This is a genomic window from Mycobacterium sp. NPDC003449 (genome assembly GCF_053588415.1).
The window spans coordinates 49,231-72,778 of sequence record NZ_JBSFPX010000009.1 but is presented as its reverse complement, the minus strand read 5'-3'; the positions used below and the strand labels follow the sequence as shown (position 1 = coordinate 72,778).

Genomic DNA, 23,548 nt, shown 5'->3' with positions numbered 1-23,548 from the left:
TCCCTCCCGTCGCGGCGCCGGGGCCCTTCCGCCGGCAGGCGGGGCCCGCTACCGACGGTGTCCGCGGCGTCCATCTGCGAAAGCGCATTGACCATCATCGACCGTGAGGGCGCCGAGGCCCTGACGGTCCGACGCCTCGCCGCCGACATGAACATCTCGACGCGAACGCTGTACAAGCGAATCCACGACCGCGACAACCTCATTCGAGGTGTCGCCGATATGTGGGCGTCTCGAATCGTCGTCCACGTCGACGATTCGGAAACGTGGGCCCGCGCCGCGGTGTCGTGGTGCACTGCTCTGCATCGCGAACTCGTGTCGCACCCCCACCTCGCGGAGATCGCCCGGGACCGGATCCTGGCGGAGTGCCCGAGCCACCTCGAGGCTCTCGTCGATCTCGGAGTCGGCGAGGGCATGAGCCGCGGCGAGTCCATCGCCTACTGCACCACCCTGTTCACCATCACGGTCAACGACGCGCTCGCGCTCACACGCGGACGCCCGTCCACCGGGATGGACGCGACCGCCGATGAGACGCCTGCGAACGAGAACCTGGCCGTGGTGCTCGGACTCATCCTCGACGGTGTCGCCGCGCGGACGGGCCGTGCCGCCGCGCAACCGCACCGCTCGGAGCAATCGGTCGCGGCACTCGCGATCGGGTGGTAGGTCGGCAACCCCGCCGCCGATCCGGAGGAGGCGGCTCCCCGATCCGCATCCGATTCCACGACGGTCGCACAAAACGGCCGTATGTTAATATTCGTTAACATGATGGCGACTCGCGGCACTGTCACACCACGGGTGCCGTGCGCGCGATGAGGGACGTCCGCGCGGACGCGACCGGCCCCCCGCGACGATCGTCCGCCCGGCGGGACCGGCCGGGACGACTCCTCGGCACGCTGGTCGCCATCGAACTCGTCGTGGCGGTCACCGGAAGCCTCGGCCCCCCACTGCTGGCCGACGTATCGCGGCACTGGGACGTGTCACCGGCGGCCGCGCAATGGACCCTCACCGTGACCCTGCTCAGCGGCTGCTTCGCGATCCCGGTGATTGCCCGCCTCGGTGACGGCCCGAATCGTCGACGGGTCATCGTGACGACCCTGACAATCGTCGCCGCGGGCGGGCTGTGCACCGTCGCGCCACTGGGGTTCACCGGTGTCCTCGTCGGGCGGGTACTGCAGGGGGTGGGCTTCGGGCTCACACCTCTGGTGATCGGAGCGGCTCGCGACGTCCTGCCCGACGCGGGCGCGCGCTCCGCGATCGGCGTGCTGTCGATCGCGTCCGTCGCGTGCATCGGGCTCGGATACCCTGCCGCAGGGGCTCTTTCGCAGTACGGCGGTCCGCGAAGTGCGTACGCGGCCGGGCTGGCAGTGGTCGTCGGTACGCTCGCGTTGGCGGCGCGAAGCCTGCCCCCCGACCGCGGCGACCGTGAGCCCGTGCGGATCGACGTCGTCGGAGTCCTCCTGCTGGGAGCCGCCGTGGTCGGCCTCCTCCTACTGGCCGACAACGCCGGGTCCGGCGCTCTGCCCGTGCCGCTCGCCGTCGGCGGCGCAGTGCCGTGTGTGCTCTTGGGAGCCGCCTGGGCGCGCCGCGAGCTGCGCAGCGAGACGCCGCTGGTCGATCTGAGACACCTGACCAGTCCGTTGATGGTCACCGCATCCGGCGGTGTCCTCGCCGGAGGCCTGGCCGCGTACGCCCTGATCTCGCTGGCCAGTCGCTACGTGCAGACGTCACTCGGGTCGGGCCTCGGCGTCCACGGCGGTGCTCTGACCGCCGGCACCGTTCTCGTGTCGTTCTCGGCGACCAGCTTCGTCGCGAGCCGGTACACCGCGCGGATCCCGCGCAGATGCACCGCCGCGCTGATCCCGTTGGCCTGCGCGATCTGCGCCGCGGCGGCGGTGGCGTTCGCCTCCATGCGGTCGGGGATCTGGAGTGTCGTCACCGTCATGGCGCTCGTCGGGACCGGGGTGGGCATCCTGTTCGCCGCGGCGTCGTTGCTGATCGTCGAGAGTGTCGCCCCGGATCAGACCGCGAGCGCGATCGGCTTCAACCTCATGGCGCGCACACTCGGCGTCGCCGCGGGCAGCGCACTGTGCGGCGCCGTGCTGCAGTCCGTCGGTTCCACCGGCGGTGCGAGTTCGCTCGCGGACGGGTACACCGCCGCTGCCGTCGCCGCAGCCGTCATCGCGATGACGACCGCGGTGGCGACCGCGGTGATCGTCGGGCTGAGGCGCTCGAAACCCGATGGATGAAAACCCCTGCGATGCCGGTGGTTCCGCCGGAGCGGACGGCGACGGCCCCCTCTGCGCACCGTGTGGAACCCGGCTACGGGCCCGCGCGCGGTTCTGCGACGCCTGCGGAGTCGCCGTCGCCGGCGTGGAGATCGCGGAGTACAAGCAGGTGACGGTGATGTTCGCCGACGTCGTGCACTCGATGGAGATCGCCGCCGCGGTCGGCCCCGAGCGGTTACGCGACATCCTCGGCGGCCTCGTCGAATCGGCGACGGCGTGCGTTAGGCGATACGGCGGCACACTCGACAAGTTCACCGGCGACGGCATCATGGCGCTCTTCGGTGCGCCCCTGGCACTTGAAGATCACGCCACGAGAGCCTGCCGCGCGAGCATCGCCATCCAGGAGGAGATGGCGGCGCTCGCCGAATCGGTGTACCGGCGAGACGGCGTCGAGCTGAAGCTCCGGGTGGGACTCAGCTCCGGGCAGGTCATCGCGGGCGGAATAGCCTCGGCGGCAATAGGTTACACCGCAATCGGCGAACACGTCGGGATGGCGCAGCGGATGGAATCGGCCGCACCGCCCGGCGGGATCCTGGTCAGCACGTCGACGGCCCGTCTCGTCGAACGCTCCACCGTCCTCAGCGCCGTCCAACGGGTGCACGTCAAGGGCTTCGACCGCCCGGCGATGGCGAGACGACTGCTCGGAATGGCGCTCGAACGCGCATCCGGTCCCGGTGCGTCAACACTGGTCGGACGATCCGACGAACTCGCGCTGCTATCGCGAAGCCTCGACACGGCGGAAGGCGGACCCGGATCCGTTCTGTGCGTGGTCGGTGCGGCGGGAGCGGGTAAGAGCCGACTGGTCGCCGAGACGTCGGCGTGCGCGCGGGCGGCCGGTACCGACGTGTTCGTCAGTTCGTGCGAATCCCATGCCACAGACGTCCCGTTCGGCGTGGTCGGACGACTTCTTCGCCAGCTCTGGGGGATCGGCGGTCTCGATCAGCAAGCCGCGCGTGCGGCCTTACGCGTGCAACTGCCCTCGGCGGCGTCCGTCGACCTGCACCTGCTCGACGACCTCCTGGGCATCGGGGACACCTGCTCGACGCCGCCCGGGATCGATCCGGACGAGCGCCGCCGCCGTCTCACCGCGCTGGTGAACACGGCACAACTCGACCGGACAGTGCCCGCCGTCTTCGTGGTCGAGGACGTCCACTGGATAGACGAGGCGAGTGAGAGCATGCTCTCCGAGATCCTCGCCGAGGGACCGCGGACGTATTCGGTCGTGGTGATCACGTGCCGGCCCGAGTACCGGGGCGGTCTGAGGCACGTCGCCGGCGCCATCACCGTCGACGTGGGCCCTCTGAACGAGCGTGAGACCACCTCCCTGATCGACGAGCTGCTCGGTACCGACCCGTCGTTGGGCCCGATAGACGATCCGTGAGCGAGCGGCGGGAAACCCGTTCTTCGTGGAGGAGATCGTCCGGGAACTCGCCGAACAGCGCGTCCTCGAAGGCAACCGGGGCGACTACACGTGTTCGGTCGACATCGGCGACGTGCGGGTTCCCGCCACCCTGCAATCCACACTCGCCGCCCGGATCGACCGACTCAGCCCGACGGGTAAGCGCACACTGCGTTCGGCGGCCGTCATCGGATCACGATTCGGCGGCGACCTCCTGGGTCAGCTGAACGTCGACGTCGACGTCGACGTCGACGAGTTGATAGCGGCCGAACTCGTCGAGGTCGTGGCGCCCGGGCCGCCGCCGCTGTACTCGATTCGGCATCCCCTGGTACGCGCCGTCGCGTACGAGTCGCAGTTGAGTGCGGACCGTGCGCAGATGCACCGTCGAGTCGCGGCCGCGATCGCGGCCGGCGATCACGACAACATCGAGCAGAACGCGTCCCTCATCGCCGAACACCTGGAGAACGCCGGAGACGTCCACGATGCGTACGCGTGGCACGTGCGCGCAGCCGAGTGGGCAGCGGATCGAGACGCGGCGGCGATGCGCGTCAGCTCGGAACGGGCACGTCGGATCGCGGACGGACTACCGTCGAACGACCCACTCAAACCGGCGATGTCGATCGCGCCGCGACGAATGCTGTGCGGTATGGCCGCCCACGTGCCGATCGACACGGCGGTCGAGCGCTTCAACGAGCTGCTCCTGCTCTGCACCGCGGCGTGCGACAGGGAGTCGTTGTTCATCGGCATGGCCGGAATGTTGAAGGCCCATGTCCAACAGGGACGAATCGAGGACGGGACCCGACTCGCCGCAGCTGCCGCAGTGGCGTTCGATGCCATGGACGCCACCGGACGCGGCGGTCGCGACCATCAGCGGACACGCGAGCGCACGTGGCCCGGTCGCTGGACGAACACGGAACGGTGGACACACCGGGTGATCGACATCGCCGAGGACAGCGGAACGCCCGCCGTCGGGCGGGAGTGGTCGCTGGCCCTCGCCTTCGCGCAGCGGGCGAGCGTCCGTTACTGGCTCGGGCGGGCAGGCTGGCAGGGCGACATCGACAGGAGTCTCGAGATCGCCCGAGGCGTCGACCCGCCGTCGTTCGCCGCAGTGGTCTGCAGTGTGTACCTGCCGGCGATCGCAGCGGGGGTACTGGCCGTCGATCAACTCGCCGTTACGGAAATCGAACGCGCGGTTCGGATCTCCGAGGATTCGAGCGACACCATCGCGGTGCACGGCGCGCGCGCAACGCTGGGCGTCGCACTCGTCCATCGCCCTTCGCCGGCTGACCGCGACCGCGGGTACCGCGTGCTGTCGGAGTTGGGGGAGGACGCACTGCAGTCTGAAGCCGTGTCCTCGCGTCTCCCCATCGCCGATGCCTACCTGGCGAGAGAGCGCGGCCGCCGGGGCGGCGACGACTCGCCGATACCACGATTGCGTGCCATCGTGGAAAGGCAGATGAACGCTCACCAGGGCTTCGTCTCCTGGGCATCGCCGGCGACCGCCCTACTCGTCGAGGCGCTGCTGGTCGGCGGCGGAACGCGGGCCGAATCGCTGGAGGCCGCGGAGGCGATCGACCGACTGGCGACGCTGCCGACCGCCGATGGACACGCGGTCCGTGAACTCTGGCTGGCCCGGTCACGTGCCGAACTCGCCCGCCGAACGGGGGACGGCCTCGTGTACGGACGTCTGATGGCCGACTACCACACCGTGTCAGCGCGATTGGGGTTCGCCGGTCACGTCGAATGGTCCAGCACGACCCGGCGCGCGACCCTAGCGCACACGGTTCAGCGGCGTCGGCGCCGCCACCGGCACCCTGCTAAGGCGAGGGGCTCGACAGGCCCACGACATCGGTGATGGGCTCCGCCGCGGCGGGAAAGTACGCCGGTGCGGCCGGTGAGTCGCGACGGTGCACCATCACGCTCCGCCGGAAGGTGAGGATGGTTTCGCCGTACTGGTTGAGTCCACGGGTGAAGCACGACACGACGCCGGCGTGGGGCCGGCTGTTCGACGCGCGCACCTCCGTGATGACGCTGTCCGCGTAGAGGGTGTCGCCGACGAACAGCGGGTGCAGAAGTCGGATCTCCTCCCATCCGAGGTTGGCGACCGCGTTCTGGCTGATATCGGAGACGCTGATACCCAGGACCATGGCGACGCTCAAACCCGAGTTGACGAGCTGCCTGCCGAACTCCGCCTGACTCGAGTAGTGGTCGTTGAAGTGCAGCTGGTTGGTGTTCATCGTCAGCAGGGTGAACCACGCGTTGTCGGTGTCGGTGACGGTGCGTCCGAGCGGATGGCGGAACACGTCACCCACGGCGAAGTCCTCGAACCAGCGGCCCGACCCCGTCTTACCCAGTGCACCGTTCATCGCGTCTCCCGTCGATTTCAGTTCCACGGCGCCCCGAAGGCGCCGCCGGTGGTCAGTTCGTCGACACGACTCTCGTCGTACCCGAGTAGCTCCCGTAACACGTAGTCGGCGCTCTCGTGTCGCCGTGGCGCCCGCACGTGAGCGGTCGGCGTCTCACCGGCGCGCACCGGGCTTCCCAGGGCGCGAACCACGCCGAACTCGGGATGAGCGGTCTCGACCACGAGTCCACGTGCCTCGAGATGCGGATCGGCGAGTGCCGCCGCCACGGTTCGTATCGGCGCACACGGAACACCGTTTGCACCAAGGAGATCCACCCATTCGGTCACCGTTCGCCGCAGCAGAATCTCCTCCAGAATCGGCAGCAGCTCGGCCCGGTTGGCGTACCGGGCGGCGAAATCGCTGAAACGCGGCTCGGCGGCGAGGTCCTCGCGTTCGAGCACTCCCGCCAACTTCGACCAGAACTTCTCCTTCGCACACCCGATCACCAGCCAGCCGTCGGCGGCCTGGAACGCCTGGAAGGGCACGAGCGACGGGTGCGCCGAGTTGGCATAGCGGGCCGGCTCGTGACCCGCAGTCAGGTGCCAGGTCGCGAGATAGGTGAGCATCGACATCGCCGTGTCGTAAAGACTCACATCGCAGTCCATTCCGCGACCGTCGCGACGCGCTGCGTGAACCGCGGCGAGAATGGACGCCGTCGCGACGACTCCCGCGGAGAAGTCGACGAGCGACAATCCGGATTTGGTGGGGGGACCGTCGGGCTCACCGGTGAGTGCCATCCAGCCGGCTAGCCCCTGAAGCACGTAGTCGTATCCCGGATCCGCGGATCTCGGGCCGATCATGCCGAACCCGCTGAGCGAGCAGCACACGATCATCGGGTTGATGTGCGCGAGATGCTCGTAGCGGATCCTCAAGCGGTCGGGGAGATCGCCGCGCAGGTTGGAGAAGACCACATCGCTTACCCGAACGAGATCGTCGAAGATCTCGCGCCCGCCCGGCGTCCGGATGTCCACCGACACGCTCAGCTTGTTGCGATTGAACGTCTCGAAGAACAGGTTGTCCTCACCCTCGCGATAGGGGGGCACGTAACGCCCGACGTCGCCACCCTGGGCCGGGTCCTCGATCTTGATGACTTCGGCGCCCAGATCGGCCAGGTGGAGTGTCGCGAAGGGGCCCGCACCGTACTGCTCTACGGAGACGACGCGGAGGTCGGCCAGCACAGGTCGCACCGCACGGACTATACGAACCACCCACGTCCAATGCAAGCTTGAGTTAACAATCGTTATCATCGTGCCATTCCGAGCCAGAACAACGAACTTCCAGCTCGGCAACGCTTCTTGCCATGTCATCTGATCGGTGACATAATCCGCTATTAGCGATCACTAACTCACCGGAGGTAGTTGTGCAGGTACGTGAACGTCCGCTCCGCTCGCTCGTGTTGTCCTTCGACGAGGGCACCGACCGGGACCGGCTCAGACGGGCCTTCACACTCGGTGCGGACGCGGTCGCCTTCGATCTCGAAGATCAGGTCCCACGCGCCGAACTGCCCACTGCACGAGACAACATCAGCGCGGTGATCGACGAGTTCGGTTCCGAGACGCCGGTGTTCGTGCGGGTCAACAAGGTGGACAATCACGAGATCCTGGCCGATCTGGAGGCGATCGTCCGTCCGGGACTGCATTCCGTGCTTGTTCCGAAGGTCGAACACCCGAACGACGTCATCATCCTCGACCGCCTACTGGCGTACTTCGAGCGACGGCAGGGCCTCGATCAGGGCTCCATCCACATCACGCCGTTACTCGAAACCGCGCAGGGGGTCCGGCAGGCGTACGAAGTCGCCGCAGCCACCCCGCGCACGGCCTACATGGGCGGACTCGTATCCAAGAACGGGGATCCGGCTCTCTCGATCGGATTCCGCTGGACTCCGGGAATGGCCGAAACCACCTACATCCGGCAGAAGTGCATCATCGACGCGCGCGCTGCGGGCGTGCGTTACCCGCTCGGCGGACTGTGGAATCCGCTCGACGACGAGCAGGGACTGCGCAACTTCGCAGAGCAGACTCACCGGATCGGCTACTACGGAATGATCGTGCTTCCCATCGCCGAGCACATCGCCGTGGTCAACGAGATCTTCACTCCGACCCAGGCGGACATCGACTTCTGGTCGGGCATCGTGCCACTCGTCGAGGAGGCGCAGACGCACGTCTTCGTCAACGGGGAGATGTTCCCGCCGAACAAGGTGAAGTGGGGACGGCGCGAAATCGACTTGGCCGCGGCATTCGGCGTGGGCCCGTCCGAGGGTCTGCCGAAGTTGGAGGCTCAACACGTCGGCGCGATGGCCGACAGCATGCGATCCATTCTGGACACCTAGGCGTCGACGACGATCGCCGGACGAAAAGCACTTGACTGCAACAGAATCGAGGAGATGGCATGCAATACCCGAGGCGGGCGGCCGTCCGACGGGCGGTAGCGACGGTGCGCGATGACGTCTGAAACGCTGGAGGCCATCGAGCCCGAGGTCATTGAGGAGCTCGTGGCGCAGGTTCGGTCCTGGGTGGCCAAGGTCGTGATACCGCAGGCATCCGAATTCGAGCACCGCGACGAGTTTCCGACTCAGTGGGTCGAGCAGATGAAGTCCTTCGGTCTGTTCGGTGCACGGATTCCCCAGCAGTACGGCGGCCTGGGCCTGGACGTGCTGACCTACGCGCGCTTCGTCGAGGAGCTGTCGTACGGCTGGATGTCGCTGGCCGGCGTCCTCAACACCCACACGATCGCGGCCAATCTGATCGAGCGCTTCGGCACCGCGGAGCAACAGGGGTACTGGCTGCCCCGGATGGCGACCGGCGAGGTGCGCGCGGCGTTCTCCCTGTCGGAGCCCGAATCCGGTTCGGACGCACAGGCTCTGCGCTGTCAGGCGCTGCGCGACGGCGACGATTACGTCATCAACGGAACCAAGATGTGGGTGACCAACGGCGCCCGCGCGGGGTTGGTCGCCCTCGCCGCCCGCACTCCCGAGGGCATCACCTGCTTCCTCGTCGAGAAGGAGCCAGGCGCGGCGTTCGAGGGCATCAGCGTGAGCCGCAACATCGAGAAGTTGGGTTACAAGGGTCTCGAAACGGTCGAGATGTCCTACGTCGACCACCGGGTCGCCGCGTCGACGATTCTGGGCGGCGACGAGGGACTCGGCAAGGGAATGCAGTTCATCCTGGCCTCGCTCGAGCTCGGACGCATCAACGTGGCCGCCCGCGCGCTGGGAGTTGCGCGTGCCGCCTACGACGCCTCGATGCGGTACGTCCACGAGCGCGAAACGTTCGGCGTCCCGATTCACAAGCACCAGGCCATCCAGTTCAAGTTGGCCGACATGGCCACCAAACTCGAGGCCTCCCGGCTGCTGGTCAGGTCGGCCGCCGAGAGGTTCAACCTCGGAGAGCGTGCCGATGTCGAAGCGGGCATGGCCAAGCTGTTCGCGTCCGAAACCGCGTTCGAGCTGGCGACCGAGGCGATGCGAATCCACGGTGGCTACGGCTACACCAAGGACTTTCCCGTCGAGCGCTACCTGCGCGACGCTCCACTGATGATCATCGGCGAGGGAACCAACGAGATCCAGCGGATCGTGATCGCGCGCGGGCTCCTTCGACGCTGGAAGTCCGATCATTGAGCCGAACTCACGCTGAGTGAACACTGTGAACAAAAACGGAACAATGCCCCCGTTTAGAGGTATTCTTGCGCTCAACTCGCGGACAACGAAGTCCGAAGGAAAGGAACAACGTGACTAGTGCTCCTGCGGCCCCCGGTGCTCGAGTCGTCTCGATCCACGATGACGCCGGATGGGTCGGTGACGGCGGAATACTTTTCAACGCACTGTTCTTCGGGCGCCGCGGTGAGGCCGACTCGCCGGTCGCGATCTTCCTCAAAGCCGACCGCGATGTGGCGGACCGCATCGCCGGCGAACGAGTGCACGACACTCCGGTGATGCTGACCGTCGTCGACGGGTCGGCCGAGATCGACGGCAGGTGGTTCCTGCCCGGTGAGATGCAGATCGTCGAGGCCGGGGTGCCCCACGGCGATCTCGTCGTCGGACCCGAGGGCGTGACCCTACTGCTGCTGTTCGCGAAGCGATCGGGGCTACCGCCCCGGTTCACCGACTCCGCCGACGCGCAGCGGTTCGAGGACCTGCGGGGTTCCGTGGCGGCCGCGGCATCGGGCCTCAGCGAGGATCCCTTCACGCTGCTTCCGGCACGCCCGACGCACAGGGGCCGGCGCGGCATCAAGGTTCACGACAGTGCCGACGCCGACGCCCGGATGTCGGAGGGACGCACCGGCGGCGCGGTTCCGAAGGGCATGATGCGCACGTCGCTGCACGACGAGGCGCTTCCATGGGGTCCGCCGGTGCTGAACGCGCGCACCGCTTTCATCGTGCTGGGCAGTGTCGAGGATCCCACGGCGCCCACCGTGGGTGTTCTGAACGTCTCGCCCGGACCCGGCGACCGACTCCGCGGACGACACATCCACCACGCCGACGCGATCAACCTGGTGCTTGAAGGCGCGATGTACATGGACGGAACGTGGCTTCGGCCCGGAGAGTCGAAGATCGTCGACGCCGAATTCGAGTACGGCGACGCGCTGACCGGGCCGGACGGTGTCCGGTTCCTGGAGATCTGGTCTTCTCAGGACGGCGCCGAGCCGGTGTTCGCCGATGAGAAGGATCACGCCTACTTCGAGGCCGTGAAGGCGCGCGGGCATCTGCAGAACCGGCGGAGCCTGTCGTGATCCGCGTCCTCGTCACGCGCAGGACGCGCGGCGACGTACGTCCGACGCCGTGCCGGCAGTCCGATGAACCGCATGCGAGTTCCGTTTCAGCCCAGCCCATTCGGTGATCAAGGAGGAATAGAGATGGCCAGCCCACGGGTCGCGGACCGCGAACAGGCGAATGTGATGATCCTTCCGGGCGAGGGGTACCACCAGTGCTGGTACCCGGTCGCGCTGTCGGAGGAGATTCCGACCGGCAGGCCGATCGGCATGGAGTTCTGTGACGATCGCATCGTGTTGTTCCGCGGCGACGACGGAATCGTCCGGACCGCCATTCCGTACTGCAAGCACATGGGATCCGATCTCAGCAGTGGCGCGGTGGTGGGTAACGAACTGCGATGCGCCTTCCACCACTGGCACTACGGGCCGGACGGACGGTGCTCCAACATCCCGTCCGGGGACCGGATCCCCAGCAACGCCAACCTCACCATGTTGCCCACCGAGGAATCACGGGGGCTGGTGTGGGTCTTCCTCGGTACGACGCCGTTGTATCCGGTACCGGAGCTCGTGGAATGGGACCCGGAGACCATCACCACCCGAACGCTCGAAGTTCCGTTCGACGAGCCGCTCAAAGTGGACCCGTGGATCTTCGCGTCGAACGCCTTCGACTACCAGCACCTGCGCGTGCTGCACTCGTCGCCGATCGATGCCGACGCCGCGTCGTTCGTGGTGAACGAGCACTCGATCGACAGCGCCTTCAAGATGAGCAATCCGCACGGCGGAGAACTCGACTGGAATCTGCAGATGTTCGGCACCAACAGCCTGATTTCGCACGGCAAGCGCGAGGGTCAGCTCACCCAGCACATCGGTGCGGGCGCGCCGCTGGGCGGCAAGGGTACGAAGTTCTACCTGATTCTGACCACTGCCGCCGCGGGAGTCGACGGACGGACCGAAGGTGACGTCGAGGCCGACTTCGAGGTGCTCGCCAAGATGCACTTCCAGCTCTTCAACGAGGACCTACCGGTGCTGAACTCGCTGCGACCCGGCGCCAATATGTTCGTCCGGTCGGATCGCACACTCGCGCAGTACCTGCGCTATGCGCGCGGGTATCCACGGACAACGTTGCGGGAGCTCGAGTTTCAGAACGGATGAGATCGGTGCCGGCGAGTGACGGAACCGAACGAAGGGAAGGCAATTCAATGACGATCACCGAACGCGATATGGCGCGCACGTTGCACATGGCTTCGGACGACCTCCCGTGGGTGCCCGTGGGGCCGGAAGCGGAACTGCGCATCATCCACGCCCGTCCCGACGAGGACTTCGTCGCCACCCAGTTGCGCGCCCAGCCGGGCGCCGAACAGGGGCTGCATCGTCACCTGGCACCGGTTTTCGGCTTCACGTCTCGCGGCGCATGGGGCCACGACCGCACCTACGAGTACCGACCTGGTACCTACGTCTACGAGACGCCGGGTGTCGTGCACAAATTCCTGAACGGTCCTGAGGTGTCCGAGGTCTTCTTCATCAACCACGGCGTGATCGAATTCGTCGACGCGACGGGCACTGAAGTGATCCGCTCACTCACACTGGCGCAGATGGCGGAGCACTACCTGGCTGGCTGCGAAGAGGCGGGGCTGCCGCGGCCCAACGTCCTCTTCTAGCGGAACGATGCGGACGACCCCGTCGGCGGCATCGTATCTGTTCGTACCGGCTGACCGTCCTGAGCGGGTGCTCAAGGCGGCGGCGAGCGGGGCCGACGAGGTGATCGTCGATCTCGAGGACGGAGTGTCGGAGGAACGCAAAGGGCCGGCGCGGTCGATTCTGAAGCGTCTGAGTCCCTGTCGACCACTGACGGTGAGGGTCAACAACTCGGCGGAGCACACGCTCGAGTCGGATCTGTCGCTGATCCGGAATCTCGAGTGGGTTAGCGGTGTTGTGCTTCCGAAAGCCGAAGAACCACAACAGATACCGTTGATCAAGGCGATGTTGGGCGCGCGGGTGTCCGTTGTCGCCCTCATCGAATCCGCCCGCGGCCTGCGGATGCGTGACGATATCGCCAGCGCGTCACCGAGCAACCTCGCGTTGGGGCCGGCGGACCTCGCCGCCGAACTCGGTGTCGAGATCACCGAACACTTCCTGGCCGCGCCGCGTTCGGCGCTCGCCTTCGCGAGCGCCGAAGCGGGACTGCCGGGGCCCATCGACGGGCCGTCGCTCGCGATCTCCGATTACGACGCGCTGGTCGGCGACTGCGTCGCAGCCAAGCGGCTGGGAATGGCGGCGAAGATGTGCATTCACCCGCGTCAGCTCGGCGTGGTCCACGAGTTCTTCCGTCCTACGGCGACGGAGATCCGGTGGGCCGAGAGCGTCGTGAACGCGGCACTGCATCACCGCGGAGCGTTCAGCATGAACGGGCAGTTGGTGGACGCGCCGGTCGTCGCACGGGCGGAGAGACTGATCGCACGGGTGCGGCACGCGACGACTCCGGCGGCAACGACTCCCGCTCGGACGTGACGCCGTCCGGGCGGGGTCACCGTTCGAATCGTGGGTTGTCGTTTCGATCCGTGCGAACCAGCACCGGCGTGGGAGGCATGCGTTGACATCGGGAGTGCTCATCCGGCGCGTCGCGGGATCGATCAACGACGTCGACGCGGCGCTGGCACAGGCGCGGTCCGCACACGAGCAGGGTGCGCGTCGCGTCTGGTTCGGTCAACAGTTCGATCTCGACGCGATCACCCTGGCCGGCGTCGTGGCCACCGCCTTACCGGAGCTGCAGGTCGGGACCGCGGCGGTGTCGATCAACCCCCGTCATCCCCTCGTCGTCGCGGCATCGGCGCAAACCGTGATGGCGGCGTCGCACGGAAAGTTCAGTCTCGGAATAGGATTGGCCGGCCACAGCCTCGAACGGCGAACGTTCGGACTGACTCCTCGCAAGCCGATCGGGAGGCTGCGGGAGTACCTGCGGGTGCTGAACGCGGTCTTCCACTCGGGAGGCGTCGACTTCGCGGGGGACCACGTCACCGCACGCCGGCTGCCCGGCGGCGAGTACTCGGCGGCCGTCGCCGGCGGGGGAGCGGTGCCTGTGTACGTCGCGGCGATGGGTGAGCAATCACTGGCCGCCGCCGGTGAACTCGCCGACGGCGTGATCACCTTTCTGGCCGGACCGCGGACGATCGCCACCTTCATCAGGCCGACTCTCGACCGAGCGGCCGGCCGAGCCGGACGACCGTCGCCGAGGATCGTGGCGATCGTGCCCGTCGTGCTCAGCGACGACGTCGCCGGCGGACGTGAATCCGCACGACGGGGGCTGGGCGACTACGACAAGGTGGAGTCGTACCGCGAGGTGATCGGTCGGGAGGGGTGTTCGAGCGCCTCTGACATCGCCGTGATCGGCGACCAGGACGGCGCGCTCGTCGATCTCGGGCGATATCGCGACGCCGGTGCGACCGACCTGATCCTCTACCCGCTGGAGACCGACGGCGCCGCCCTGCGCGCCGTCCACCGTCTCGCGGGTGCCGGCTGACGACCGGCTCCCGCGGTGCGGACTCGCCGCGCTACGCGGTCCGCGGTTGCAGCCCGGCGGAGTCGATCGCCGAGACCGCACACGCCTCGTCGTTGTCCGAGCTGTCCCCGCTGATGCCGATCGACCCGAGCAGGACGTCGTCGCCGTAGATCAAGACGCCTCCGGGCACGGGCACCAGCCGGCCTTCGGCGAGCGTGTTCACGGCGCTGATGAAGTACTGCTGCTCCTGGGCTCGTTCGTAGAGCGCCCTGGATCCGACGCCCATCGCGAGAGACCCGTACGCCTTTCCGTGGGCGATCCGGTCCCGCATCAGGCTGACGCCGTCCTGAGAAGCCGCCGCCTTCACGCAGGCCCTGGAGTCGAGTACGACCACGGAGATGGGGTTGAGCCGGGCTTCGGCGGCGTTGGCGAGCGCCGCGCTCACCAGTTCTCCGGCCAACGTCAATGTGAGTGTGCGCTCTGGAATGGGACATCCTAGGTTTCGTCGCGTTGATGGGTGTGAGACGACCGTGGCGAGCGGAGCGGTGCTCCACTCGCCACCTTGGGCGGGCGCCGAGGAACGGCCGTGGGATCAGTCGAAGACGATGATGCCGCGGATGTTCTTGCCGTCCTTCATATCTCGATACCCCTGGTTGATGTCGCCGAGCTTGTACCGGTTGGTGATCATGCTCTCGAGGTCGAGTTGCCCCCGCTTGTAGAGGCCCAGCAGGTGGGGGATGTCGAAGTTGGTATTCGACGATCCGAACAACGCGCCGACGATCTGCTTCTCCATCATGGTGAGCTCCGCCAGGCTCAACGAGACGGTGGTCTCGGACATCGGATGCATGTTCGTGATCACGCATCGACCCCGCTTGCCCAGCAGCGCCATGACCGAGGCCATCAGGTCCCCGCGACCGATTCCGATCGAGCAGACGACCTTGTCGCACATCTGGCCCCACGTCTCCTCGCGGATCGCCTCGATGGATTCCTCGATTGACGAGTAGACGTGCGTAGCACCGAATTTCGGAGCCAGATCGCGCTTGAGCTGGACGGGGTCGATCGCGATGATACGACCGGCTCCCGCTGCTCGCGCGCCTTGCAGGGCGGCCGCGCCGATACCGCCGATGCCGATCACCGCAACGGTCTCACCCGGCTGCACCTCTGCCGCGTACACCGATGAGCCCCACCCGGTCGAAACCCCGCAACTCACCAGGGCGGCGAGTTCGAGCGGGATGTCCTTGTCGATCTTGATGCACGAGAGTTCGTTCACAACACTGTATTTGGCGAAGGTGCCGAGACATACCATCGTGGGGACATCCTGGCCCCGCGCGTGGTGGCGCGCCGTACCGTCCATCTGCAGTCCGTGCGCGATGTTGGCGCCGTTGTCACACAGGTTGGAGTGCCCCTTGACGCACGACGTGCAGTGTCCACACGACGGGATGAAACCCATGACGACGTGGTCTCCCGGCGCGACCCGCGTCACCCCGGCGCCGACCTCGACGACCACGCCGGCCCCCTCGTGTCCGCCGAGGATCGGGTACAGCCCGCCCTGGTCACCCGTGACGAGATGGTCGTCGGAGTGACAGAGTCCCGACGCGGCGAACTCCACGAGCACCTCACCGGCTTTGGGCGGATCCAGGTCGATGGACTCGACACTCCACTCCTCGTTCTGTCCCCAGACGATCGCGGCGTCGGTCTTCAGGCCCGCGGCCCAGCCGGTCGCCGACTGAACGGTCACGTGCGGTGCGGAGATGCTCTTGAGCTCCGTGTAGGCGTCGATCCCCTCACGGCCGAGTTCGCGCCCGAGTCCCGAGTTCTTGAAACCGCCGAACGGGGCCACGAAGTCGGGCATGTACTGGTTAACGCCGTAGGTACCGGCGCGGACCCGGCGCGCGATCGACATCCCCTGGTCGATATCGGCGGTCCACACCGACCCACCCAGCCCGTAGTCGCTGTCGTTGGCCAGCGCCACCGCGTGGTCGACGGTGTCGAACGGGATCACGGTGAGCACCGGGCCGAAGATCTCCTCCCGTGCGATCCGCATGTCGTTCGACGCGTCGGCGAAAACCGTTGGGCGGATGTACCATCCGCGCTTCTGCCCCTCGGGACGTCCGTTGCCGCCGACGACGACGCGGGCACCCTCCTCCTGCCCCAGCGTGATGTACTTCTGGACGCGTCGGTGCTGGCGTTCGGTCGCCAGGGGTCCGACCTCGGTAGCGGGATCGGCCGGATCTCCGACAGTCAGGCCGTCGACCATGGCCGCCAGGGCGTCCACTACCTCGTCGTAGCGTTCGCGACTGGCGAGGATGCGGGTCTGCGCTGCGCACGCCTGACCGTTGTTGGCGAGTGAGGCAAGCTTCAGGCCCTCCATCGTCGTCGCGAGGTCCGCGTCGTCGAGGATGATCGCCGCCGATTTGCCGCCGAGTTCGAGGCTCACGCGCTTGAGTCGCTTACCGCATGCGGCGGCGACCTTCCGGCCCGCCGCCGTCGATCCGGTGAAGGAGACCTTGTCGACTCCCGCGTGACGGACCAGGTGATCGCCGGCGTCGGCCCCACCGGGCAGGATGTTCACGACACCGGGCGGCACCCCGGCCTCTTCGAGGATCTCGGCGAGGATGTAGGCGTCGAGGGGCGCCTCCGGCGAGGGCTTCATAACGACGGTGCAGCCGGCCAACAGCGACGGGGCCAGCTTGGCCATCGCGAGGTACTGCGGCGCGTTCCACGGCACGATCGCCGCGACGACTCCGACCGCTTCGCGACGCACCAGGACATCGGATCCGAAGGCGCCGCTGCGGATCTCCTCGAACGGGTACGCCTTGCCGATGTCGATGAACGTGTTGAGCATCATCCAGGCACCCCCCGCCTGCGCGGCGTTGGCGAAGGAGATGGGCGAGCCCACCTGTGACGTGATCGCCTCGGCGATCTCCGGCACCCTCGGCGCGTAGGCGGCGGCGATGCGTTCGACCACGGCCAGGCGCTCGGCGAGCGGGGTGGAACTCCAGTCGTCGAAGGCCGATCGTGCCGCGGTGACCGCCGCGTCGATGTCATCGGACGTGGCGGCGGGGACCACGGCGATCTTCTGCTCCGTATGCGGGGAGACCACGCGAATCCGTTCGGACGACGAGGGCCTGGCCCATCGGCCTCCGATGTAGAAAGCGCTCCGGTCTGCCATGAGTACTCCTTCGTTGACTGAGCGTTAAGCGTCGTTAATGACGTTTCACTGCTGAGATACGCGTCACTTTAAGCGATATCTGTGACCAATGATAGCTTTCAGTTAACGTTGGTTTGCAACGGCGCTCCATCCGAATCGCCTCGCCTCCGGCCCCGCGGAGGGTGGCCGTCTTCAGGACGCCGACGTAGAAGTCCAGAACTGGAGGTTCGACGAGTGAGCGGGTTGACCGACACGCGGACGCTGCGCGTACGCACAATGAGCTGGGAGGCCGACGGAGTCCTGTCCCTCGTCCTGGCGGGCGACGACGGTGGTGATCTGCCCGAGTTCCTCTGCGGCGCACACCTCGACGTGCACCTGGGGGACGGTCTCATTCGCCAGTACTCCCTCTGCGGCGATCCGTCGACGAGGGACCGGTGGACCATCGCCGTACTCCTGGAGCCGACGAGCCGCGGTGGATCGAGGTTCGTGCACGAGGTGCTCCGCCCTGGCATGGAGCTCTCCGTCGCGGGTCCTCGCAACAACTTCCCGTTGGTGGACAGCGCGCGTTACCTGTTCATCGCCGGCGGCATCGGAATCACGCCGATCCTGCCGATGGTGCGCGCCGCAGCTGCGGCGGACAAGGACTGGACGCTGCTCTACGGCGGACGCCGGCGCTCGTCGATGGCGTTCCTCGCAGAACTGGCCGGCTTGGGACCCCGAGTGCGGGTCCGTCCCGAGGACGAGTACGGACTTCTCGACCCGCAGGGCGAGATCGAGTCACTCCCCGCCGACACCGCGGTGTACTGCTGCGGGCCGGAACCGTTGATCTCCGCGGTGGAGAGCGTCTGCGCCTCCCTCGGGCGCGATGATCCGCACGTCGAGCGTTTCGGGGCCCGTGCACGTCTCGCCGCCCCGGACGAGCGCGAGAGCGGTGAGTTCGTGGTCGTGCTCGCAGGCTCCGGCCGGCGGGTACGCATACCCGCGGGCAGGAAGATCACCGACGTACTGGAGGAATCCGGCATAGAGGTGGCGACGTCGTGCACCGAGGGATTCTGTGGGACCTGCGAGACCGAGGTGATCCGCGGTGTGCCCGACCATCGGGACGATTACCTGTCCGAGCGGGATCGCGCATCCAACAAGTCGATCATGATCTGCGTCAGCAGAAGCAGGTCACCGGAGATCGAGCTGAACCTCTGAGCAGTCCGACTCCCGGTCGCATCGCTCGCCCGGCTGCCGCGGCCGCGAGCGATCAAACATCAGAGATAACAATCGTTTACTTGGTCTATGACCTGTCGATGTGCAATGAAAAACCATTTCAATAGGTATTTGTCTGACTGGCTTGACCTTCTAAGTGAGGTGCAGTTAACTTCATGGCATGAGTACAGACAACGATCGCACGCCGGAACCCTCATGGGTGATCGTCGACACCGATTCACACATCACCGAACCGCCTGACGTGTGGACCTCGCGCGTCTCACAGAAGATCGTTGACGTGGTGCCGCGCGTCGGAGTGCACCCGAAGACCGGCCGCAGGCATTGGCGGGTCGGCGACGTCTGGTACTGGCCCGTCGCTGGCGGCGGGACGAGCCAGGCCGGCTGGCACGAGTTTCTGCCGTCGAGTCCGTGGGAGTATGACGAGATCGATCCGGCTGCGTTCCGTGCGGAGGACCGGCTGAAGCGGCTCGACGAATACGGTGTCGACATTCAATTCGTGTATCCCAACATCATCGGTTTCGTCTCGTCCGCGCTCATGCCGCTCGGGACCGACATCGCGAACGAGTGCGTGCGCGCGTGGAACGACTTCATCTGGGAGTGGTGCTCCGCCGACCACCGCCGGCTGCAGTCGCTGGCGATGCTGCCCTTCTGGGACATCGACGCGTCCGTCACCGAGATGCGGCGTTGCGTCGAAATGGGCTTCAAGGGGGTGCTGTTCGCGAACAAGTTCGAGCGAATCGGCCTGCCGGCCTTCACGTCCACCCACTGGGATCGCGTGTACGCCGCGGCGCAGGACTTCGACGTGCCGATCAACTACCACCTGGGGTTCGAGGCCATGGAGGACCGGATGGCGGAGGACACGGGCGCGCGGGCGAAGATCCGCGAGGGTTCGGCCGAAGAGGCCGTGCAGTACATCGTCGGCGGCATCGACGCCTTCATGACGCAGCCCGGAGTGATCGGACGTCTGCTGACCAGTGGCCTCTGCGAACGATTCCCCCACCTGAAGTTCGTGAGCGTCGAGACCGGGTTCGGGCAGTTCCCGTTCTACCTCGAGATGCTCGACTGGTACTGGAAGCAGTACAACGGCAGCAAGCTTCTACCTCTGCTGCCCAGTGAGTACTTCCGACGCCAGTGCTACGCCTCCTACTGGTTCGAACAGTCGACGTTGGACAAGCTGCCGCTCTACCCGGATAACTTCATGTTCTCCACCGACTTCCCACACGGCACGAGCCTGTCACCGGGCCCCTGCGGCGGCACCACGCTGACTCCGGCCGAGTTCGCAGCCCAGGGGCACGGCGCACTCGATCCGCTGCTCCGGACCAAGGCGCTCTCCGGTAACGCCGCGGCGGTCTACAAGCTGGATGTCTCGACGCCCGCGATGAGCTGACGCGACTGCGCAGCCCGGTTGGGGCGAGGGGGAGGGCTGCCGGCGTGGGCCAACACCCGCGCCGGCAGCGCGCCGCTGCGGGAGCGACGACCTGTGCGAGGCTGTCGGAATCGGCCTGCAGACGGCTGTGGCCCGCGACAGCTGCTGGTAAGCCCTTTCAGTCGCAGCTGGATGAAATCAACAGTCCTCGCACACATCGGCATTCGGCTGATTGCGAGTTTTCGGCTCAACCGGGAAGTCAAGACTGCAAACGGGCTCTTCGACTGCGTTCGGTCCGTTCGTACCGAGTGGCCCGTCGTCGCCCGTAGAGACGTACTGACCATCGAAAACATGAAGGAATGTGTCCGGATGTGGCCGGTTCCTGTAGTGCTTGGGTTCATTCAAATACAAGACGCGGTTGTCCTCGTCAAGTCCTATCACGGTCGCCATCACCGTGTCCTTCGGAAATCCGACCATGGCAGCCGGTGTTCCCCCGACATCCACGATCTTCAGCGCTCGAGCCGCAGAAAGGGCACGGTCGTACAGGATCTCGAAATGTAATGGCAAGTCGAGCTTTCGCGCAAGCTCGGTCGATCTGGTGACAGGCTGATTGGATACGAACTTCACTCTGACGTTGGCTGACGCCAGCCGATCAGCACGTGCACGAATCTCTTTCAACTGTCCCATGCACAGCGTGCACCAATTCGCTCGAAAAAAGACTATGAGAGTCTTGCTGTCGACGAATGACTCAGAAGTGATCTGCTCGCCGTCGAGTGATTCGAACGTGAGCTCCGGAAGCCTGCTGCCCGCCTTCAAATCGGGGTTGACCATCCGATCGTAATTACCGTACAGCCAGGTGTACCAGAAGATTATCGCGAAGCCGGCCACCGCGAGGGCAAGCGGCCAATACGTCGTTCGCGAATGCACGTTCGGTGAGAGGAATGTGGAGAACGCCGCGACGATCAACCCGATAAGCGAAGGGATCTGTGCCCAGTATATGCGAGCTGAGGTACGCCTAGTTGCCGGCAGGAACACGCTTAACACGGTGTATACAAAGAACGCGCCGGCGGCGATGGACGTTCCCACCCAAGTCAGCTCCCAGCCCGACATCACGGCTTGGAAGATCGAAAGCCCAAATATGAGGGTATTTAGTACGCCCAACGGGACCAGTATCGTCTGATTGATTCGCATGTTGCCACTTCCTGACATCTGGGTGGAAGTTTGCGCCGGGCCCGGCATCGTTGTGCCAACCCCGGCCATCCGGAGCTGCATCGCAGTGTGTCTAACGCACCACACCATGTTTTGTCAACCGTCGTTCACTTTCTCTGATCGGCGTTGCCCCCGTTTGGCACGTACTGCGTCGAAGCATGTGATCACCGTAAAAGCTGCGATTCACACGACTCGAAACCGCATTGTGCTCGCCGACTCCCACCACGTATCGGCAACCATAGTTAACCACTATTAAAATTTTGTACGCGGTGGTTTACTGGTCGGACGGGAGATGATGGCGCGGAAGACTATGGAGGTGCCCGATTGCTGACCAAGGCGTTTGTCGAGGTTCACGGTGCGCAAATGGCGTATACCGACGTCGGCGATGGCGACCCGCTGCTTCTGCTTCACGGAAACCCGATGCACGGTTTCCTTTGGCACGCATTGGTACCGCATATCGAGACGCTCGGCAGGATAGTCATTCCCGACCTCATAGGGATGGGCGACTCGGAACGACTCACGGCCGAAGACCCCCACCGATATAGCTTTTCGACTCACCGCCGTTATCTGGACGCCTTCCTCGAGGCCGTCGGTGTGAGCGATCGGGTCGTCGTTGTGTGCCACGACTGGGGAGGTGCTCTCGGCTTCGATTGGGCGCGGCGACACAGCACGAAGGTCAAAGGCATTGTGTATTTCGAGACCCACGTCAACACATCCAATGTCGCTGCAACTCCTGGTCTTCCGGAGTTCGTACGATTCCTGCGCTCGGCTGACGGTGAGGAGTCGGTGCTTCACGGCGATGTGTTGTTCGATTTCTTCTTGTCCTCCAGGGGATTCGGCGTACCCCTCGACCGCGCTACGAAGGCGGAGATCCTGAGGCCGTGGACCGAACCCGGAGAGAATCGCCGAGCGATGCTAAGCTGGATCCAGCAAGCGCCCATCGATGGCGAGCCCGCCGACGTCTACGATGCAATCAATTCGTACACCAGCTGGCTTCGCGCATCCCCGGTGCCCAAGTTACTCATCACAGCCTCAGATGGTTTCGTTGCAGGGAGTCTGCTTGATGAGTGCAGGCAGTGGCCGGAACAGACGGAGGCACACGTACGCGGTGCGCATTTCGTCCAGATCGACTCGCCGGCCGATGTCGGACGAAGCATTCGTCATTGGCATCGGAGACTAGACCGAATGTGACGAGGCCGTGAAGCTACGCGATTAGCTCTCGAGTTCGGGAACACCGTCAGTCTGAAATGCCCTGGTTTTCCCGGAGGCTCGGGCTATTGGATTTCGACCAGGGTTTGGTCGTTCCGTGATGCATCGTAGAACGCGGCTTCGAACTCGATCGGCGGAACGTCGTTGAGATAGCCGTGAAGGCGGCTGGTGTTGTGCCAGTACACCCAGCCCAGGGTGGCCAGCTCGACGTCCTCGACGGTCTTCCGCGGCCCGGTGCGGGCCGGCCCGTAGATCAATTCGGCCTTGTAGTAGCCGTTCACCGTTTCGGCCAACGCGTTATCGAAGCTGTCCCCGACGGTCCCAATTGTGGGGGTTGCGCCGATCTCGGCGAGACGTTCACCGTAGCGGATGGAAGTGAACTGCGACCCGGAATCGGAGTGACATACCAAGTCCGGCAACATGTTTCCTCGTGACCAACGGGCCATCTCGATCGCGTCGAGGACCATAGCGGTGCGCGTGTGCGAAGCGACCCGCCACCCGACAATCATCCGTGAGTAGGCATCGACGATGAAACAGACATAGGCCACCCCGGCCCAGGTCGGAACGTAAGTCAGGTCGGTGACCCAGAGTTCGTTGGGGGCGGTCGCGGTGAACTTGCGTTTGACCAGATCGGGGTGCCGGGTCGCGCCTGGATCGGCCTTTGTGGTGCGGACCTGTTTGCCGCGTCGCGCCCCGCAGATGCCGGTGGCCCGCATCAGGCGCCCGACCTGATCGCGGCCCACGTCGTGACCGGCCCTGCGGGCAGCTTTCCACAGCTTGCGTCCGTCCCGAAGAAACTGGCCGCCCGCTTCAGTATTTCATTGGCGCGCTTAAGTTCTCGCATCTCCTGCTCAAGTTCTTTGACTTTCTGGGACTCCGACGTCGTCACCCCTGGAGCATGCCCGTCATCGATATCGGCCTGGCGCACCCAGGACCGCACCGACTCCACCCCGTAGCCCAGCTGGCGGGCCACCCGTGAGACCGTGCCCTGCTCGGTACCCAACTCGGTGCGCAGCGCGCGGACCATGCGCACCCGGCGGCCTTCTCCTCGGGGCTGTACCTGCGACTGGTCGGCTTCTTTCCCGATGACGGTTCCGTGGGCATACCTG

The 23,548-nt window shown here is 65.8% G+C and carries 19 protein-coding genes and 1 pseudogene; 14 read left to right on the top strand and 6 right to left on the bottom strand.

Going from position 1 to position 23,548, the window contains the following annotated elements; translation table 11 throughout:
• Positions 1-57 precede the first annotated feature (57 nt).
• From ACWDTP_RS04930 to ACWDTP_RS04915, 4 genes are all read left to right on the top strand, one after another.
• On the top strand, positions 58-660 hold the full coding sequence (locus tag ACWDTP_RS04930; protein WP_450017148.1) for a TetR/AcrR family transcriptional regulator: 603 nt from the start codon (positions 58-60) through the stop codon (positions 658-660).
• 146 nt (positions 661-806) lie between these two features.
• On the top strand, positions 807-2,243 hold the full coding sequence (locus ACWDTP_RS04925; protein WP_450017146.1) for an MFS transporter: 1,437 nt from the start codon (positions 807-809) through the stop codon (positions 2,241-2,243).
• Positions 2,236-3,663: an adenylate/guanylate cyclase domain-containing protein gene (locus tag ACWDTP_RS04920; RefSeq protein ID WP_450017144.1), complete on the top strand. Its 1,428-nt coding sequence runs from the start codon at positions 2,236-2,238 to the stop codon at positions 3,661-3,663. Before ACWDTP_RS04925 ends, ACWDTP_RS04920 begins: the two co-directional genes overlap by 8 nt.
• Positions 3,664-3,688: 25 nt before the next feature.
• Positions 3,689-5,536 (top strand): hypothetical protein, encoded by a 1,848-nt coding sequence (locus ACWDTP_RS04915; RefSeq protein ID WP_450017142.1) that lies wholly within the window; start codon positions 3,689-3,691, stop codon positions 5,534-5,536.
• On the opposite strand, the gene ACWDTP_RS04910 is transcribed toward ACWDTP_RS04915, so the two are convergent.
• Together ACWDTP_RS04910 and ACWDTP_RS04905 are read right to left on the bottom strand one after the other, a co-directional pair.
• Positions 5,499-6,047: a MaoC family dehydratase gene (locus ACWDTP_RS04910; protein WP_450017140.1), complete on the bottom strand. Its 549-nt coding sequence runs from the start codon at positions 6,045-6,047 to the stop codon at positions 5,499-5,501. The genes ACWDTP_RS04915 and ACWDTP_RS04910 overlap by 38 nt on opposite strands.
• Before the next feature lie 17 nt (positions 6,048-6,064).
• Positions 6,065-7,273: a CaiB/BaiF CoA transferase family protein gene (locus ACWDTP_RS04905; RefSeq protein ID WP_450017138.1), complete on the bottom strand. Its 1,209-nt coding sequence runs from the start codon at positions 7,271-7,273 to the stop codon at positions 6,065-6,067.
• Positions 7,274-7,479: 206 nt separating this feature from the next.
• Here ACWDTP_RS04905 and ACWDTP_RS04900 point away from each other — a divergent pair, with 206 nt between their 5' ends.
• From ACWDTP_RS04900 to ACWDTP_RS04870, 7 genes are all read left to right on the top strand, one after another.
• The gene (locus ACWDTP_RS04900; RefSeq protein ID WP_450017136.1) at positions 7,480-8,415 is read left to right on the top strand and encodes an HpcH/HpaI aldolase/citrate lyase family protein; all 936 of its coding nucleotides are present in this window, start codon (positions 7,480-7,482) and stop codon (positions 8,413-8,415) included.
• Between the two features lie 111 nt (positions 8,416-8,526).
• Positions 8,527-9,702 (top strand): acyl-CoA dehydrogenase family protein, encoded by a 1,176-nt coding sequence (locus tag ACWDTP_RS04895; protein ID WP_450017134.1) that lies wholly within the window; start codon positions 8,527-8,529, stop codon positions 9,700-9,702.
• 110 nt (positions 9,703-9,812) lie between these two features.
• Positions 9,813-10,814 carry a hypothetical protein gene (locus ACWDTP_RS04890; protein WP_450017132.1) on the top strand — a complete coding sequence of 334 codons (1,002 nt, stop codon included), beginning with the start codon at positions 9,813-9,815 and terminating at the stop codon, positions 10,812-10,814.
• A 123-nt stretch (positions 10,815-10,937) separates the two neighbouring features.
• Positions 10,938-11,945 (top strand): Rieske 2Fe-2S domain-containing protein, encoded by a 1,008-nt coding sequence (locus tag ACWDTP_RS04885; protein WP_450017130.1) that lies wholly within the window; start codon positions 10,938-10,940, stop codon positions 11,943-11,945.
• A 47-nt stretch (positions 11,946-11,992) separates the two neighbouring features.
• Positions 11,993-12,451 (top strand): cupin domain-containing protein, encoded by a 459-nt coding sequence (locus ACWDTP_RS04880; RefSeq protein WP_450017128.1) that lies wholly within the window; start codon positions 11,993-11,995, stop codon positions 12,449-12,451.
• A 7-nt stretch (positions 12,452-12,458) separates the two neighbouring features.
• Positions 12,459-13,301 carry an HpcH/HpaI aldolase/citrate lyase family protein gene (locus ACWDTP_RS04875; protein WP_450017126.1) on the top strand — a complete coding sequence of 281 codons (843 nt, stop codon included), beginning with the start codon at positions 12,459-12,461 and terminating at the stop codon, positions 13,299-13,301.
• Between the two features lie 82 nt (positions 13,302-13,383).
• A complete protein-coding gene (locus ACWDTP_RS04870; RefSeq protein WP_450017125.1) occupies positions 13,384-14,310 on the top strand; it encodes a TIGR03564 family F420-dependent LLM class oxidoreductase in 927 nt (308 codons plus the stop codon).
• Between the two features lie 31 nt (positions 14,311-14,341).
• Here the strand turns inward: ACWDTP_RS04870 and ACWDTP_RS04865 are convergent, their stop codons facing one another.
• Both ACWDTP_RS04865 and ACWDTP_RS04860 read right to left on the bottom strand, forming a co-directional pair.
• The gene (locus ACWDTP_RS04865) at positions 14,342-14,749 is read right to left on the bottom strand and encodes a GlcG/HbpS family heme-binding protein (protein ID WP_450017123.1); all 408 of its coding nucleotides are present in this window, start codon (positions 14,747-14,749) and stop codon (positions 14,342-14,344) included.
• 132 nt (positions 14,750-14,881) lie between these two features.
• A complete protein-coding gene (locus tag ACWDTP_RS04860) occupies positions 14,882-17,461 on the bottom strand; it encodes an aldehyde dehydrogenase family protein (RefSeq protein ID WP_450017121.1) in 2,580 nt (859 codons plus the stop codon).
• 213 nt (positions 17,462-17,674) lie between these two features.
• Between ACWDTP_RS04860 and ACWDTP_RS04855 the strand changes: the two genes are divergently transcribed.
• Together ACWDTP_RS04855 and ACWDTP_RS04850 are read left to right on the top strand one after the other, a co-directional pair.
• Positions 17,675-18,637: a PDR/VanB family oxidoreductase gene (locus ACWDTP_RS04855; RefSeq protein WP_450017119.1), complete on the top strand. Its 963-nt coding sequence runs from the start codon at positions 17,675-17,677 to the stop codon at positions 18,635-18,637.
• Between the two features lie 217 nt (positions 18,638-18,854).
• A complete protein-coding gene (locus ACWDTP_RS04850; protein WP_450017117.1) occupies positions 18,855-20,042 on the top strand; it encodes an amidohydrolase family protein in 1,188 nt (395 codons plus the stop codon).
• A gap of 177 nt (positions 20,043-20,219) precedes the next feature.
• Here ACWDTP_RS04850 and ACWDTP_RS04845 read toward each other — a convergent pair whose 3' ends face one another.
• Positions 20,220-21,293, bottom strand: a complete 1,074-nt coding sequence (locus ACWDTP_RS04845) for a peroxiredoxin family protein (RefSeq protein WP_450017115.1) — start codon at positions 21,291-21,293, stop codon at positions 20,220-20,222.
• Positions 21,294-21,554: 261 nt separating this feature from the next.
• On the opposite strand from ACWDTP_RS04845, the gene ACWDTP_RS04840 reads away from it, so the two are divergent.
• Entirely contained in the window at positions 21,555-22,421 is an 867-nt protein-coding gene (locus tag ACWDTP_RS04840) for a haloalkane dehalogenase (RefSeq protein ID WP_450017113.1), read from the top strand.
• A gap of 83 nt (positions 22,422-22,504) precedes the next feature.
• On the opposite strand, the pseudogene ACWDTP_RS04835 reads toward ACWDTP_RS04840, so the two are convergent.
• A pseudogene (locus tag ACWDTP_RS04835) lies at positions 22,505-23,543 on the bottom strand (IS3 family transposase).
• Between the last annotated feature and the right edge of the window lie 5 nt (positions 23,544-23,548).